This window comes from Anaerotignum lactatifermentans DSM 14214 (genome assembly GCF_900142265.1).
Classification (GTDB): domain Bacteria; phylum Bacillota; class Clostridia; order Lachnospirales; family Anaerotignaceae; genus Anaerotignum; species Anaerotignum lactatifermentans.
Genome location: NZ_FRAH01000021.1, coordinates 1 through 16,015, shown reverse-complemented (window position 1 = coordinate 16,015; position 16,015 = coordinate 1). Strand labels below are relative to the sequence as shown.

17 protein-coding genes and 1 other annotated feature are annotated in these 16,015 nt (G+C 46.6%); of the genes, 14 read left to right on the top strand and 3 right to left on the bottom strand.

Translation table 11 applies throughout. The features are described from left to right. Positions 1-7: 7 nt before the first annotated feature. From yqfD to BUB35_RS07235, 13 genes are all read left to right on the top strand, one after another. The gene (yqfD, locus tag BUB35_RS07290; protein ID WP_072850508.1) at positions 8-1,252 is read left to right on the top strand and encodes a sporulation protein YqfD; all 1,245 of its coding nucleotides are present in this window, start codon (positions 8-10) and stop codon (positions 1,250-1,252) included. Then, positions 1,215-2,219, top strand: a complete 1,005-nt coding sequence (locus tag BUB35_RS07285; protein ID WP_072850506.1) for a PhoH family protein — start codon at positions 1,215-1,217, stop codon at positions 2,217-2,219. The genes yqfD and BUB35_RS07285 overlap by 38 nt, the downstream gene beginning before the upstream one ends. Beyond that, complete coding sequence (locus BUB35_RS07280) at positions 2,185-4,308, top strand: HD family phosphohydrolase (protein WP_159432873.1); 2,124 nt, start codon at positions 2,185-2,187, stop codon at positions 4,306-4,308. The genes BUB35_RS07285 and BUB35_RS07280 overlap by 35 nt, the downstream gene beginning before the upstream one ends. Further along, entirely contained in the window at positions 4,292-4,759 is a 468-nt protein-coding gene (ybeY, locus tag BUB35_RS07275; RefSeq protein WP_072850502.1) for an rRNA maturation RNase YbeY, read from the top strand. Before BUB35_RS07280 ends, ybeY begins: the two co-directional genes overlap by 17 nt. Before the next feature lie 18 nt (positions 4,760-4,777). Then, positions 4,778-5,170: a cytidine deaminase gene (locus BUB35_RS07270; RefSeq protein ID WP_072850500.1), complete on the top strand. Its 393-nt coding sequence runs from the start codon at positions 4,778-4,780 to the stop codon at positions 5,168-5,170. 26 nt (positions 5,171-5,196) lie between these two features. Beyond that, positions 5,197-5,535 (top strand): DUF6054 family protein, encoded by a 339-nt coding sequence (locus BUB35_RS07265; protein ID WP_072850498.1) that lies wholly within the window; start codon positions 5,197-5,199, stop codon positions 5,533-5,535. Positions 5,536-5,541: 6 nt separating this feature from the next. Beyond that, entirely contained in the window at positions 5,542-6,111 is a 570-nt protein-coding gene (locus tag BUB35_RS07260) for a uracil-DNA glycosylase (RefSeq protein WP_072850496.1), read from the top strand. Between the two features lie 3 nt (positions 6,112-6,114). Further along, positions 6,115-6,582 carry a hypothetical protein gene (locus tag BUB35_RS07255; protein WP_072850494.1) on the top strand — a complete coding sequence of 156 codons (468 nt, stop codon included), beginning with the start codon at positions 6,115-6,117 and terminating at the stop codon, positions 6,580-6,582. 10 nt (positions 6,583-6,592) lie between these two features. Beyond that, positions 6,593-7,471: a hypothetical protein gene (locus tag BUB35_RS07250; protein ID WP_072850492.1), complete on the top strand. Its 879-nt coding sequence runs from the start codon at positions 6,593-6,595 to the stop codon at positions 7,469-7,471. 25 nt (positions 7,472-7,496) lie between these two features. Then, entirely contained in the window at positions 7,497-8,402 is a 906-nt protein-coding gene (gene era, locus BUB35_RS07245; protein ID WP_072850491.1) for a GTPase Era, read from the top strand. Positions 8,403-8,487: 85 nt separating this feature from the next. Continuing rightward, complete coding sequence (locus BUB35_RS19030) at positions 8,488-8,637, top strand: hypothetical protein (RefSeq protein ID WP_159432872.1); 150 nt, start codon at positions 8,488-8,490, stop codon at positions 8,635-8,637. Between the two features lie 310 nt (positions 8,638-8,947). Further along, positions 8,948-9,676, top strand: coding sequence for a DNA repair protein RecO (recO, locus tag BUB35_RS07240; RefSeq protein ID WP_159432871.1), 729 nt, complete (start codon positions 8,948-8,950; stop codon positions 9,674-9,676). Positions 9,677-9,735: 59 nt separating this feature from the next. After that, positions 9,736-9,924 (top strand) — a binding site (T-box leader). A gap of 78 nt (positions 9,925-10,002) precedes the next feature. Next, positions 10,003-11,391 carry a glycine--tRNA ligase gene (locus BUB35_RS07235; protein WP_072850487.1) on the top strand — a complete coding sequence of 463 codons (1,389 nt, stop codon included), beginning with the start codon at positions 10,003-10,005 and terminating at the stop codon, positions 11,389-11,391. A gap of 95 nt (positions 11,392-11,486) precedes the next feature. Here BUB35_RS07235 and BUB35_RS07230 read toward each other — a convergent pair whose 3' ends face one another. Both BUB35_RS07230 and BUB35_RS07225 read right to left on the bottom strand, forming a co-directional pair. Continuing rightward, positions 11,487-12,134 (bottom strand): DUF1129 domain-containing protein, encoded by a 648-nt coding sequence (locus tag BUB35_RS07230; protein ID WP_072850485.1) that lies wholly within the window; start codon positions 12,132-12,134, stop codon positions 11,487-11,489. 104 nt (positions 12,135-12,238) lie between these two features. Continuing rightward, a complete protein-coding gene (locus tag BUB35_RS07225; RefSeq protein ID WP_072850483.1) occupies positions 12,239-12,517 on the bottom strand; it encodes a hypothetical protein in 279 nt (92 codons plus the stop codon). A 179-nt stretch (positions 12,518-12,696) separates the two neighbouring features. Between BUB35_RS07225 and ppdK the strand changes: the two genes are divergently transcribed. Continuing rightward, positions 12,697-15,327: a pyruvate, phosphate dikinase gene (gene ppdK / locus BUB35_RS07220; protein ID WP_072850481.1), complete on the top strand. Its 2,631-nt coding sequence runs from the start codon at positions 12,697-12,699 to the stop codon at positions 15,325-15,327. Between the two features lie 446 nt (positions 15,328-15,773). Here ppdK and BUB35_RS07215 read toward each other — a convergent pair. Beyond that, a partial coding sequence (locus BUB35_RS07215) for an integrase core domain-containing protein (protein WP_159432870.1) occupies positions 15,774-16,015 on the bottom strand: 242 nt, incomplete at its 5' end.

Genomic DNA, 16,015 nt, shown 5'->3' with positions numbered 1-16,015 from the left:
AAGGCAGGTGCGGAATTTGTTGCCCGTATTGTGGTATTATTTGCGTGGATATGTTATGATAAGAATAACCGGTTTTTCCATGGAACGGTTCATGAATCTGGCTGCATACCGCCGGATTTTATTCTGGGATGCCAAGGGTGTCGGCGGCGGTATGGAGATGAAAACTTCTCTGGCGGGACTGAAAGAACTGGAAGAATGTGCCCAAAAGACAGGGTGCCATTTGGAGATTTTGGCATTGGGTGGTTTGCCGGAAAAGATGCGGCACGCAAAGACCCATCCCATATTCGCAGTGGGCATCTTATTTTTTGCGGCGACCCTCTATGTGCTTTCTTCTTTCGTCTGGGTGGTTCATGTGGAAGGCAATGAACGTTTGACAGAGGAGGAGATTTTGACTGCCTGCGAGGCATACGGTCTGAAGCCGGGAAAATGGAAAAAACAGGTGGACGCAGACGCGGTGACCAAGGCGCTGCTGGCGGATATTTCGGACTTATCCTGGGTGAGTGTGTCCATCAAGGGGGCGGAAGCTACGGTAAAAGTAGCGGAAACCATTGTGGCTCCTACGCCCATGGAAGAAGAAACGCCCTGTGACATCATTGCTGAAAAAGACGGCGTGGTGGAGAAAATCACGGCAGCCAAAGGAACGCCCCTTGTGCAGGCGGGAGATGTGGTACAGGCTGGGGATGTGCTCATTTCTGCGGAGGTTCTGGTGGGGCTGGAAGGGGAGCCCATGGAAACGGAATATGTGGCAGCCAGCGGAAGCGTGCAGGCAACCACATGGGCAGAGGTGACGGAAGAACAAATGCTGACGGAAACGGAAAAGATTTTCGGCGGCAAGGAGAAGGAGAATCATGTGCTGCTTTTTGGGGATCTGGAACTGGATTTCATCAAGCCACACATGGAAAGCGACTTCGACAAGGAAGTTTTGGAAGAAAAAAACATGGGTCTGGGAGACTGGACACTGCCTTTTTCTCTGCGGACAGAAGTTTACCGCCCTTATGAAACGGCGGAAAAGACTTATACTGTAGAGGAAGCCAAAGCCCTTTTGGAAGCAAAATGCAAGGAAAAAGCGGCGGAAGGGCTGGCAGAAGGCGAGTCCGTGGCGCAGACGGAAATCAGATATGAAACATATACAGACAGAGTCCGGGCAGTGTGCAAAGTGACTTTGTCCGAAGAAATTGGAAAAAAACAAGTGAGAAAGGAATTTGATGTCGAAGATGAGTCAAATAGAGAGAACCATTCAGTTGGAGAATGACATTATCCTGCCTGTATTCGGGCAGTTTGACAGCAATATCAGAAAAATCGAAAAAAGCTGCGGTGTGCAGATTGTCAACCGCGGCGATGATGTGAAAGTGGTTGGGGAAGAAAGAGGTGTACACAAGGCGTGGAGTGTGCTCAACTCCATGGCTGCCCTTGCCCGCAGAGGGGAAGAAATCACAGAACAGAATCTGGAATACTTCATTTCTTCCGCCGAAGAAGCCGATTTGCAGGAACTGGAAAAGGTTTATGACAACCTGATTTGCATCACTGCCAACGGCAGACCCTTAAAACCCAAGACCATGGGGCAGAAAAAATATATCGACCTGATGAAGAACAATACGGTGGTATTTGGCATTGGTCCTGCTGGTACCGGGAAAACTTATCTGGCAATGGCAATGGCTATCACCGCATTCAAAAACAATGAAGTCAACCGCATCATTTTGACTAGACCTGCCATTGAAGCAGGGGAAAAACTGGGCTTTTTGCCGGGGGATTTGCAGCAGAAGGTAGACCCTTACCTGCGCCCCCTCTATGATGCGCTCTACGAAATTATGGGGGTTGAAAATTTTACAAAAAATATGGAAAAAGGGCTGATTGAAGTGGCGCCTCTGGCGTATATGCGCGGACGTACACTGGATAACGCCTATATTGTACTGGATGAAGCCCAGAACACCACACCGGAACAGATGAAAATGTTCCTGACCCGTATCGGGTATGGTTCCAAGGCGGTCATTACGGGAGACTTGACACAGATCGACTTGGCAGAGGGCAAACGCTCCGGCTTGTTGGAAGCTACCAAAATTTTGAGCGGCATTGAGGGCATCGGCATGATTACCCTTACCAACAAGGACGTTGTGCGTCATCCCTTAGTACAGAAAATCATTCTGGCATATGAAAAGTTTGAATCCAGAAAGCGGAGTGATGCAGATGGAAAGAAAGATAGCAGATGGGGCAGAGCGTAAGGAGCTGCACCGGATTGTATTGTTTGTGCTGGCTTTTGCGGTGACCATCGTCTGCATTGGGACAGGCTCTATTCAGCAGCGGGAAACGGTGCAGGTGGGCTCTGTGGCAACCAAGCGGTATGTGGCACCGGAAGACACGGTGGATGAAGCGGCAACGGAAAAACTCCGGGAAGCGGCGGCAAACAGCGTGGGGCCAATTTATAAAACGGATACCACCGTCATGGATAAAAATGTGACCATGGTGGAAGGGGTCTTTCAGGAGCTGGATACAGTTCTGGCAGGACTGCCGGAAGGGGAAAGTTTTTACAACGCCGTCCAGGAGATTTCGCTGGAATTGCCTGTGGTGCTGTCCAACAGACAGCTCATGGCTTATGAAAATCTCACGGCAGACCAGCGAAAGGCATTTGCCAATGACTGTGTATCGGTACTGAAACAGATTTATGATAAAGGGGTCACGGCAGACGGTTTGACGGAAGCCAAAGCGTCCGGGCTGACTTATTTGCAGGAACTGGCATGGAGCAGTGACTTGAAAACCATGGCAGGGGTCATCCTGTCGGCAGCTGTGGAACCCAACCTCATTGTGGATGAGGCGGCTGTGGAAGCGGCTAAAGAGGAAAAACGGGCGGAAGTGGATGAAGTTCTCATCCGCAAAAACCAGAAAATCGTAGACGAAGGGGAAATCATTACCCAAGAGATTTACGACAAGCTGGTGGCGCTGAATCTGGTCAGTGAAACAGGGCTGGAAGGCAGTTTGATGCCTATGCTGGGCAGTCTGGTCATTACAGGCATGCTCTTTGCGGCGCTGTATCTGTTTTTCCGGTGGGGCAAGGGGAATATTCTTCTCAAGCCCAATGAAATACGCATGTTATTCACCATCTACATGATGATGGTGCTGCTCATACGGATACTGGCAAACCTGACGGTATTTACCATTGTTCCCGTAGGGCTCTTTGCTATGCTGGTGAGCCTGCTGGTGGGCAGACGAATGGCGTTGTGGCTCAATGCTTTGTTCTGCATCATTGGGTGCTTTATCTTCAATGGGGATGTGCAGTTTTTGATGTACGCCCTCATCAGCGGTACCTTTGCTGCCCTCATCATTCAGAAAACGGACAAGCGTTCCCATCTGATTCCGGCGGCGCTGGGTATGGCGGCAGTGGATTTTGTGACTACCATTTCTCTGGGATTTTTCTTCGGGGAAGGGTATTCTACGGAATTGCTGTTCCAAGGCGGCATTGGCGCCGTAACAGGGCTGCTGTCCATGATTGTGGCTGTGGGCAGTTTGCCTTTCTGGGAAAATATGTTTGAGGCAAATACACCACTGCGACTGATGGAACTGACCAATCCCAACAACGAACTGCTGCGCAAGCTTATGATTGAGGCACCGGGGACATATCACCATAGTTTGATTGTGGCAAATCTGGCGGAAACAGCCGTCTATGACATTGGCGGCAATACGGCGCTGGCAAGAGCCGGGGCTTACTATCACGACGTGGGAAAACTGCGGTATCCACAGTTTTTTGCGGAAAATCAGTCTGGGTATAACCCCCATGACGAACTGCCGCCGGAAAAAAGTGCGAAAATCATCACGGGACACACCAAAGGCGGGCTGGAACTGGCAGAACGGTATAAACTGCCGCCGGTGGTGCGGGATATGATCGTGGAGCACCACGGCAATTCTCTGGTGAAATTTTTCTATTTCAAAGCTTTGAAGCTTTATGGCGCGGAGAATGTGAACGAAGCGGATTACCGCTATCAGGGACGCATCCCTTCCAGCCGGGAGTCGGCAGTGGTGATGCTGGCGGATACGGTGGAAGCGGCGGTGCGCTCCATGCTGGGTCATGGCAAGACCATGGAAGAAGCGGAAGCGGCTGTGAAAAACTTGATGAAAGACAAACTGGACGATGGACAGCTGAACAACAGCGGTTTAACCCTGAATGAACTGGAAACCATCCGACTGGCTTTTCTGAAGGTGTTCCACGGCATGTATCATGAACGGGTTTCCTATCCCGAACAGAAGGAAATCCAAGAGGCTGCCAAGAAAAAGGCAGACACAGAACAGGAGGAAACAAACAGTGACAGTACTGATTGATATACGGACAGAGGGCTTCCCGGAAGAGATGGAAGCCGTTATGGAAAAAATTGCTCTGGACAGCCTGAAATACGAAGGCTTTCAGGAAGAATGCGAAATCAGCATTTCCATCGTGGATAACGAGGAAATCCATCAGATTAACAAACAATTCCGCGGCATCGACCGCCCGACGGATGTGCTGAGTTTTCCCCAGCTCACCTTTGAAGAAGGGGAAATCATGGACAGAAACGAGAAGGGCGAAGTGGTGCTGGGGGATATCATCATTTCTCTGGAACGGGCAAGAGAACAGGCGGAGGAATACGGTCATTCTCTGAAACGGGAAATTGCCTTCCTCACCGCTCACAGCATGCTCCATCTTTTGGGCTATGACCATATGGAGCCGGAAGAAGAAAAAGAAATGTTCGCCAAACAGAAAGAGATTCTGGAACTGGCGGGAATTCCCCGCGCATAAGGGAAAGGAAGTGTTTCCATGACAAATCAGGAACTCATCGCAAAGGCAAAAGAAGTCATGACAAGGGCTTATGCCCCTTACTCTCATTTTCAGGTGGGGGCGGCACTGCTGGCAAAGGACGGCAGGGTCTTTACAGGATGCAACGTGGAAAACGCCACTTATGGAGCGACCATTTGCGCAGAGCGGACAGCGGTGACAAAAGCTGTTTCTGAAGGTGTGCGAGAATTTGAGAAAATCGCCATTGTGGCAAGCAGCGGCGAGTATGCGGCTCCCTGCGGCATTTGCAGACAGGTACTTTTTGAGTTCATACCAGAAGGAAAAGTGGTCCTTTGGAGCGAATTAGAAGGGGAGAAGGAATTTGCCCTGACGGAACTGCTGCCCTTTGGCTTCCGCGGGGAGGACATCAAGTAAGAACCTGAGGAAAAGGGGGATTTCTCATGGAAGTGAAAGATTTGAAAGTATCCGTTGCGCCCAAGGAGGTGCTGGAACTGGTGTGGCAGCAGATAAACAATGCCATTTCCGCACAATTTCTGGATAAATATATTCAGGAAACAGAACAGGGGACTGTAGCCATGGGATTATTTGAAAAATATTATATACGTTCCAGCAATCGGGCGACACTGACAGTTCTTGCTACGGATTTTGATGGGGTGACTCATGTGCATCTGGCGGCAGGCGGCGGTGGACAAGGCGTTATTTTCCGCTTTGACTGGGGCGCAGGAGAAGACTTTGTGGAACTGGCGGAAGATGCTTTGCGTCAGTATATGTTGGAGTGATGGTTTATGGAAAAAAGCTGGGAAATTTTAGAGGGTGCCTGCTATAGCTGCAAAAAGTGCCGCTTGAGCGAAATGCGGACAAACGTGGTCATTGGCAAGGGCAACCGCAACGCGGATATTATGTTCATTGGGGAGGGCCCCGGTCAGCAGGAAGATTTGACGGGGATTCCCTTTGTGGGTTCCGCGGGACAGCTGCTGGATAAAATGCTGGCGGCGGTGAATCTTTCTCTGGAGGATGTGTATGTGGCAAATATCGTCAAATGCAGACCCCCCGGAAACAGAGATCCCCATGATGACGAAAAAGAAGCGTGCTTGAATTATCTCAGATATCAGCTTGCCATGATTCACCCGAAGATCATTGTTTGTCTGGGCAGGATTGCGGCAACCACCATCATTTCTCCTGATTTTAAAATCACAAGACAGCGGGGGCAGTGGATCGAGCGAAAAGGCTATCACATCATCGCCACTTACCACCCTTCCGCATTATTACGGGACGAAACGAAAAAACGACCGGCTTGGGAAGATATGCAGGCCATTCGGAAAAAATATGATGAATTGAAAGAACAAGGAGTGTAAACAATGGAAGCAAAAGGCATTGAAGCATTGAAAGCAAGATTTGCAGGCATCGAAGTACAGGCAAATCCCAAAACCATGGATGAAATCGTGGAATACATCGAAACAAAATGGCAGGGTCAGCGGGTGAAAATCAAAGAAAGTGAATACATCATCCACTACAAAAATGCCCTGGAATTTATGAAACGTCTGGGCAAACCCATTGAAGGCGTACAGGAAGAAATCCGCCGGTATATGCTGCCCAACCGCATCGGCATTGTGCTGGGTATGAAATCCGAATATATCACCGTTGAGGACGGCATGAAGTATTATCAGGCGCTGACCGTACTGAAAGGTCTGACACAGGAAGACATCGACACCAAAAACGACAGATGGCTCCAGTATATGATGATGCTGGAAATGCAGGCAGAATGGGACGCCAGAGAAGCGGCGGCAAAGGCTGCGGAAGAAGCGGAAAAAGCAGAACAGGCGTAAGGAGGTAGCTATGGCACAATATAAGTTTACCTGCCCTCATTGTGGAAAGACATGGTTTGTTTCATCAACAGAAATAGCTCGCAATAAAAAACTAGCAAAAGATATATCCAAGGCAGAAACATTGCAAAAAGGGACGCTTTTCCATGGTAAAAAATATTTGAAACAAAGTGAGCAAATCGAAACTTTAAGAAGAAACTATGTTCAATTTAACAAATGTCCTAATTGTAATTTTATTGTTTCTGAAAATTCGGGTATTTTGGAATCTAATGAAAATGGGCAAGGAAATGCTGTAAGGCAAAGTGGCGGTTATTCTAATTACGGAATACAAGAAAACTGTGGTACAGGATATAAAGCGGTAGTTATAGGGTTAATAATTTTATTACCACCAATAGCAGTGCTATTCTTATTGGGTAAATCTCCGTTCAAGAAAAAAGCAACTATTGGATGTCTTGTATATTGTGTACTTATGTCGCTTTATATTCTGCCAATGATTTTACCAACTTCGAGTAATCATTCGGGCTCTGCGAATTCAGAAATAGGACAAGTGGTAGAACAAAATCTTACAGAAAACAAAAACACTGACGGTGTAATAGATGGATATTATCGTTTAAGTATTGAAGATAGTGTTCAAGATATTTGGAAAAATGGCATTGATTTTGATACATTAAACTATGTCGAAACAGACCCTATGGGTTGTGGGTTGTGGACTTGTAAAAACGGCTTTACAGATTTAACCACAAAGAAAGAGCATACATATTCTGCTAGAATTGGACATAACGAAAAGTATCAAAATGGACAAGCAACTTTGTTCTATTTGAGTATTGATGGAGAAACTCTATACTGGGACGAAGAACAAGAAGATTTATTTTTAGAAACTGTTGGAAAATAATATAAAAAGAATTGGAGAGTGAAAGATGAAGAAATTTTATTCTGGATTTGTATCTCTCATCGGCAGACCAAACGTAGGGAAATCTACACTGATGAACTGCCTCATTGGGGAAAAGATTGCCATTACGTCCAATAAGCCCCAGACCACAAGAAATAAAATCACAAGTATTTTGACAAAAGACGATTTCCAGTGTGTATTCTTGGACACACCCGGTATCCATAAGCCCAAACATAAACTGGGCGAGTTTATGGTGCGTTCTGCTGAAAACACATTCAAGGAAGTGGACTTGGTACTGTTTTTGGTGGAACCCACAGACAAGGTGCTGGAAGCAGACCAGTATGTGCTGGAAAAACTGGGTAACGTAAAAACACCTGTGGTGCTGGTTATCAACAAAATCGATACCGTACCCGATAAGGAAAAACTGCTGGCGATCATCGACGCATATCGGAAACTGTACCCCTTCAAAGAAGTGGTGCCTATTTCCGCGGCAACAGGCAGCAACACAGAAACACTGCTTTCTGTCATTCGGAAATTCCTGCCGGAAGGTCCTCAGTATTTCCCTGCGGAAATGGTGACAGACCAGCCGGAACGACAGATTGCGTCTGAAATCATCCGTGAAAAAGCGCTGTATCTGTTGCAGGATGAAATTCCTCACGGTATCGCTGTGGAAATCATGTCCATGAAAAAACGTCCTGACCAGAACATGGTAGACGTACAGGCACTCATTTACTGCGAAAAAGATTCCCATAAAGGTATCATTATCGGCAAACACGGCAGTATGCTGAAAAAAATCGGCACCTATGCCCGTCAGGATATGGAACGGCTGTTGGGCTCTCCTATCTTTTTGCAGATTTGGGTAAAGGTGAAGAAAGACTGGCGGGACAGCGATTTCCTGCTGAAAAATTTCGGTTACGACAAGAAAAATATTTAAAAAATTCACTGGAAGAACTGGCAGGAATTGTGCCGTATGGTTTTGGTTCTCTTTCATATTCTAAAAACGGAAAGGGACGATGGATATGGACAAAAAACAGACGGCATTATGGCAGCGGTTCACACAGACAGGGCAGGTCAGCGATTATCTGCGGTATCACGAAAGCACCAGACGGGAGCAGGAAAACGGACGCAGACGCATCGAAAACAGCTCGAAATATAAAGAATTTTATTGACATAGCGGAGGAAGCCTGTGGCTTTCTCCGTTCAAACTGTAGAAAAACGAAGGTATATATTTTTTCAAGAACGCGGAAGGGATTGGGAAACAAAGCGTTTCCCAACTGGAATCCGCAGTCGGAATTCACTTCCGACGAGGAAAACAGCACGTTTCAAGGCATTTTTATGCCGATGGAACGTACTGTTTATACATACAGGAATCTCGTCAAAATCCTGATTTTGACGACAGGGTGTCGACTTTTTCGACACCCTGAGTGGAGGAAGCTCATGGCTTTCTCCGTTGGTTTTATGAAAAAAGGGAGTCAGACCATGAGCGTAGGGAAAATCAGAGGCATCGTCATAGGGGAAGCCCAGCGGGGCGAAAGCAGCAAGCAGATTATCGTTCTTGCCAAAGGGATGGGGAAGGTGCGTCTGTCTGCCAGAGGGGCAAAAAATGCCAAAAGTCATCTGCTGGCAGGGACACAGCTTTTTGCCTACTGCGATTTTACCATCTACGAAGGGCGGGGCTTCTGGTCGGTGACGCAGATTGATTTGATTGAAAGTTTTTACGGTCTGCGAAATGACGTGGCTGTTCTTTCTCAGGCGGTGTATCTGGCGGAACTGGTGGAGAAAACCTGTCCCGAAGGCATGGAACAGGATGAAATCATGCAGCTCCTTCTCTTTACCTTGCAGGGTATGGCAAAGGGACATCTGGAGCCAAAACTGGCAGGGCGTATCTTTGAAATCAAGTATTTGCAGCTATCCGGTCTGCTGGCATCGGCAGACTGCATGGTGTGCGAGGAAACGCCGGCGCAGCTATATTTCGACGGGGAAGGATTCACCTGTCAGAACCACACAAGACCGGGAGCAAAGCCCCTTTTGCCGGCAGTGGGAGCGGCTCTTTCTCATGTGCTGGAAAACGAGGGAAAACAGATCTTCGGGTTCCGTCTTTCTCCCGAAGCCTTGGAACAATTGGACAAGGTCATGCGGCAGTATTTGCAGATGCACGTGGGACTGGATTTGAAAAGCAGACGTTTTGCGGCGGACATTTGTTTTTGAAAAAATCAAAATTCCCCTTGACATTCTTCTGGAAACGTGTTAGATTGATACCAAATTACATAGCTGTGACGAACAAGAGGAGTATTTGCGGCGGACTTTCAGAGAGCCGGCGGTTGGTGCAAGACCGGCAGGACAAAGCGAAGAATGGCACTTGGGAGCAGCAATTTTTCACAAGAGTGGGTTTGCATAAACCAATGCAAATCAATGAGGGTGGAACCGCGGAAGACACGATGCCTTTCGTCCCTTGCTTTACGGCGAGGGATGAAAAGGCTTTTTTTATTCCTCGAAAAAAGTTTCTAATGGAATTTTTGAAGGAGGTTTTTCAAATGGTAGAAAAGACAATGGAAAAAATCGTAGCGTTGGCAAAAAACAGAGGTTTTGTATACCCCGGCTCTGAAATTTACGGTGGTCTGGCAAACACATGGGATTACGGTCCCATCGGTGTGGAACTGAAAAACAACGTAAAGAAAGCTTGGTGGAAAAAATTCATTCAGGAAAGCCCTTACAACGTAGGTGTTGACTGCGCGATCCTTATGAACCCTCAGACATGGGTAGCTTCCGGTCACGTTGGCGGCTTCAGTGATCCTTTGATGGACTGTAAGGAATGTAAAGAAAGATTCCGTGCTGACAAACTCATCGAAGACCACATGAAAACACACAACATGCCTGAAGAAGTTGTTGACGGCTGGAGCAACGAACAGATGAAAGCTTTCGTTGACGAACACCAGGTAGCTTGCCCTTCCTGCGGCGCCCACAACTTTACAGATATTCGTCAGTTCAACCTGATGTTCAAAACATTCCAGGGTGTTACAGAAGATGCGAAAAACGTGGTTTACCTGCGTCCCGAAACAGCTCAGGGTATTTTCGTAAACTTCAAAAACGTACAGAGAACAAGCAGAAAGAAACTGCCTTTCGGTATCGGTCAGATTGGTAAATCCTTCCGTAACGAAATCACACCCGGTAACTTCACATTCAGAACAAGAGAATTCGAACAGATGGAACTGGAATTCTTCTGTGAACCCGGCAAAGATATGGATTGGTTCCACTACTGGAGAAACTTCTGCAGACAGTGGCTGCTGGATCTGAACATGTCCGAAGAAAGCATCAGACTGCGTGACCACTCTCCCGAAGAACTGTCTCACTACAGCAAAGGCACAACAGACATTGAATTCCTGTTCCCCTTCGGCTGGGGCGAACTGTGGGGCATTGCAGACAGAACAGACTACGACCTGAAATGCCATCAGGAAACAAGCGGTCAGGATATGACATACTACGATCAGGAAAAGAACGAAAAATATATTCCTTACTGCATCGAACCTTCCCTGGGTGCAGACAGAATGACACTGGCATTCCTGTGCGAAGCTTACGACGAAGAAGAAGTGGGTGAAAACGATGTAAGAACTGTTCTGCATTTCCATCCCGCAATTGCTCCCGTAAAAGCAGCAGTACTGCCTCTGTCCAAGAAACTGGGTGACAAAGCCATCGAAGTTTACAACATGCTGTCCAAAGAATTCCACTGCGAATACGACGAAACCGGCTCCATCGGTAAACGTTACAGAAGACAGGATGAAATCGGTACACCTTTCTGCATCACATACGACTTTGAATCCGAAGAAGATCAGAGCGTAACCGTTCGTGACAGAGATACGATGGAACAGGTAAGAATGCCTATCGCAGACCTGATTCCTTACCTGAAAGAAAAAATGGAATTCTAATCTTCCATGAAAATCGGCAATATTTGAAAATCGGCAATGAAAAAGCACGAAATCTTTCTATATATAATAGAAGGTTTCGTGCTTTCTTTTTGAAATCAGTCCAGAAAATGGTTCAGCAGTCCGTAGCACAGAAGCAGGACGGCACAAACGAGGAGGGAAATGAAGAATGGAATTTCCCAAGCGGGTTTTTTCAGGAAAAACAGTAGTATAAAACCCACAAACAGCCATAGAAAATGCATGTTTTTGATGAGAGCGTTTTGTTTTTCCGTAGAGGTGAAAGCGTTTTTGCAGATATTCTCCACGAGGGCATAAGCAAAGGTAATGAGGATTACGAGAAAAATCAGTTTCCCCAACGTGAGTGTCAGAAAGGGGGTGTGTGACAGCAGCACACCAATTAGTTCCGGCAGGAACAGAACAGCCATTCCCACGCAGAGAACCAGGGACATATCACGGATGGTACAGAGCGTTTGCGTGCGGCGGTTATTCTGAGGAAGTTCCTGCAAAAGCCTATCGCAGTATTCCTGAAAGTCCATGCCGATGATTTCGGCAGGAGAAGCCCCTTTTTCCTGACCTGCCAAAAACATATCCGTAATGTCCCGACGCACTTGTTCCTGAAGGGAAAATGGCAGACGAGAGGCTCTTAGATAGACCACCATGTCGGTGAGGACAGATTGAAAATTGGGAGAAAGAAGGGTTTCCCGTTGGTTGTTTTCCTGAAGCAGTGCTTTTGTTTCTTTATGCATGAAGATTTCCTCCGATCAATATATATGGAAAGCAGGTAATGATGAGGGGGTGGAAAGCACCTCTTATGCCGTTATGGATATTGTAAAACCAAGGGGCTTCCGGGTCAATGGAAAGCCCCAGAAGCCAAGGAGATTGCTGACAAGAAACGGGGAAAAGAAAATGTGAAAAGAAAGGTTGATTTTTCTTTTGGTGGTTTTGGACAAAACGCATGGAAATTTTTGTGCATTTCATTGAAAAGCATACATTGTATACATAGCCCTGCGGCAAAATACGTCAAAAACAATTCAAAAAAATCAAAAAAATCGGCTTGCGTTCCATGGCGTTTTGGTATAATCTTAGTATAGGGAAAATTCTGCAAAAGAAAAAGCATGGCAAACTGCATCAACACTTGCCCTGAAGAAGAAATTACGTCTGTTTCTTATTGGGAAGAAAAAAGGGAAGGCGAGGCGGCTTGCAAAGTTTTTTACAAGATGCGCCGGTTGATAGGACGGCGGATTTTGATTTTTGTATGTATCCCAAATCATCTTTATCATTATAAAGTGTTTACAGGAGGTAAAAAGTATGAGCAAAAAGTATGTTTACATGTTCAGCGAAGGTAATGCTTCCATGCGTAACCTGCTGGGCGGTAAAGGCGCAAACCTGGCAGAAATGACAATCCTGGGTCTGCCGATTCCCCAGGGTTTCACAATCACAACTGAAGCCTGCACAGAGTACAACGAAGGCGGCAAAAAGCTGACTGACGAAATGATCGAACAGATCGAAGTGGCTCTGGGCAAACTGGAAGAAATGGCTGGCAAAAAACTGGGCGATCCCGAAAATCCCCTGCTGGTTTCCGTTCGTTCCGGTGCAAGAGCATCCATGCCCGGTATGATGGACACAGTCCTGAACCTGGGTCTGAACGATGTTTCCGTAGAAGGTCTGGCAAGAAAAACTGGCAACCCCAGATTTGCTTATGACTCCTACAGAAGATTTATCATGATGTTCGCAGACGTTGTTATCGGCGTTTCCAAATCCAAATTCGAAAGAAAACTGGACGAATACAAAGAACAGGTTGGCGCAAAATACGACACAGACCTGTCCGCAGACGACCTGAAGAAAGTTGCTGAAATGTTCAAACAGATCTATCTGGAAGACCAGGGCAAAGAATTCCCTCAGGATCCTAAGGAACAGCTGTTTGAAGCTGCTATGGCTGTATTCCGCAGCTGGGATAACCCTCGTGCATTCGTTTACAGAAGAATGAACGACATCCCTTACAGCTGGGGTACCGCAGTTAACGTACAGATGATGGTATTCGGTAACATGGGTGATACATCCGGTACAGGTGTTGCTTTCACAAGAAACGCAGCAACTGGTGAAAAAGCGATGCTGGGTGAATACCTGGTTAACGCTCAGGGTGAAGACGTTGTAGCCGGCGTTCGTACTCCTAAGCCCATCGCGAAACTGGCAGAAGATATGCCTGAAGTATATGCGCAGTTTATGGAAATCGCAAATAAACTGGAAAACCACTACAAAGACATGCAGGATATGGAATTCACAGTTGAAGAAGGCAAACTGTACTTCCTGCAGACAAGAAACGGCAAGAGAACAGCTAACGCTGCTCTGCGTATCGCTGTAGAAATGGTAGACGAAGGTCTGCTGACAAAAGAAGAAGCGCTGATGAAAGTAGATCCTAAACAGCTGGATCAGATCCTGCACCCTGCTTTCGACCAGAAAGCACTGAAAGCAGCGACTCCTATCGGCAAAGGTCTGCCTGCATCTCCCGGCGCTGCTGCTGGTAAAGTTTGCTTCACAGCAGAAGACGCAAAAGCGCAGGCTGAAGCTGGCGACAGAGTAATTCTGGTTCGTCTGGAAACATCTCCTGAAGACATCGAAGGTATGGCAGCTGCACAGGGTATCCTGACAGTTCGTGGCGGTATGACATCTCACGCAGCCGTTGTTGCGCGTGGTATGGGTACATGCTGCGTATCCGGTTGTGAAGAAATCAAAATGAACGAAGAAGCAAAAACATTCACACTGGGCGGCAAAACATTCAAAGAAGGCGACTACATCTCCCTGGATGGTTCCACAGGTAACATCTATGGCGAAGATATCCCTACAGTTGACCCTGAAATCAGCGGCAACTTTGCAAAATTCATGGCTTGGGCTGACGAAAAGAGAGTGCTGAAAGTAAGAACAAACGCTGATACACCTCACGACGCTCAGACAGCGATCGACTTCGGCGCAGAAGGTATCGGTCTGACAAGAACAGAGCACATGTTCTTCGAAGGCGACAGAATCATGAAATTCAGAAAAATGATCCTGGCTGAAACAGTAGAAGAAAGAAAAGCAGCTCTGGCTGGTATCGAACCTTTCCAGAAAGAAGACTTCAAAGGCATCTACAAAGCAATGGGCGAAAGACCTGTTACAATCCGTCTGCTGGATCCCCCTCTGCATGAATTCATGCCTAACACAGATGAAGAATTCGAAGTTCTGGCTAAAGAAACAGGCAAAACTGTTGAAGAACTGAAAATCAAAGCAAAAGGTCTGCACGAACTGAACCCTATGATGGGTCACAGAGGCTGCCGTCTGGCTGTAAGCTATCCTGAAATCGCAGAAATGCAGACAAAAGCAATCATCGAAGCTGCTGTTGAAGTTTCTGTAGAAGAAGGTATCGAAATCGTACCCGAAATCATGATTCCTCTGGTTGGCGAAATCAAGGAACTGAAATACGTTAAGAATGTTGTTGTAGAAACAGCTGAAAAAGTAATGGAAGAAAAAGGCAAAAAACTGAAATATCTGGTAGGTACCATGATCGAAATCCCCAGAGCTGCTCTGACAGCTGACCAGATCGCTACAGAAGCTGAATTCTTCTCCTTCGGTACAAACGACCTGACACAGATGACATATGGTCTGTCTCGTGACGACGCTGGTAAAATCCTGGCTGACTACATCGACAAAAACATCTATGAATGCGACCCTACAGCTAGACTGGACAGAACAGGCGTTGGCCAGCTGATGCAGATTGCTGTAGAAAAAGCAAAACCCGTACGCCCTGACATCCACCTGGGTATCTGCGGCGAACATGGCGGCGATCCTTCTTCCGTAGAATTCTGCCACCAGATCGGTCTGGACTATGTATCCTGCTCTCCTTTCCGCGTACCTATCGCAAGACTGGCAGCAGCTCAGGCTCAGATCAACTTCCCCAGAAACTAATTTGGAATTTGTAAACAGATTCTAATATAAGGGATACAAAAAAGGATAAATCCGAAAGGATTTATCCTTTTTTTGTTTTTGTGGGGAAAAGGGATGGGGAGGAAAAGTGAATTGAGAAAATTCAGCGGGAAAATGGAATAAGCGAAAATTTTGAAAAGGGGGCGTTTTTGGTGAAGCGGGGTGAGCGTTTATTTTTTTTGTAGGGGGGAAAGAAGATGATGGTTCTGCGAAGGGAGTGCTGCATTGAGAAAGGACAAAGGGATTTTCTGGTTTTGGATTTTGGAGAAGAGGTATTTTTTGGGCTGCGAGTGTGGTTTGATTTTGAAGAAAAGAAAACATGGGAAGGAATAGGAAATGAGGGGAAGTGGGGTGAGTTGGAGTAAAGAAATGGACTATAGTCAATAAAGTGGACACAATTTATAAAGAAAAGTGCCGAGTACAGCTGCTTAGTGCTGTGCCCAGTACCATTCTTCTTTTTCATTTGGTGTCATCATTCCGAGAGAACTATGCGGTCTCTTGGCATTATGGAATCCTTCGATGTATTCGAATACAGATAACCGGAGTTCCTGCAGAGAATGATATGTTTTACGGTTAACTTCTTCTTTTTTGAGGTACTTGAAGAAACATTCACAGCAGGCATTATCGAAAGGATATCCTTTCTTGGAAAATGACTGTACAACATTCAGAG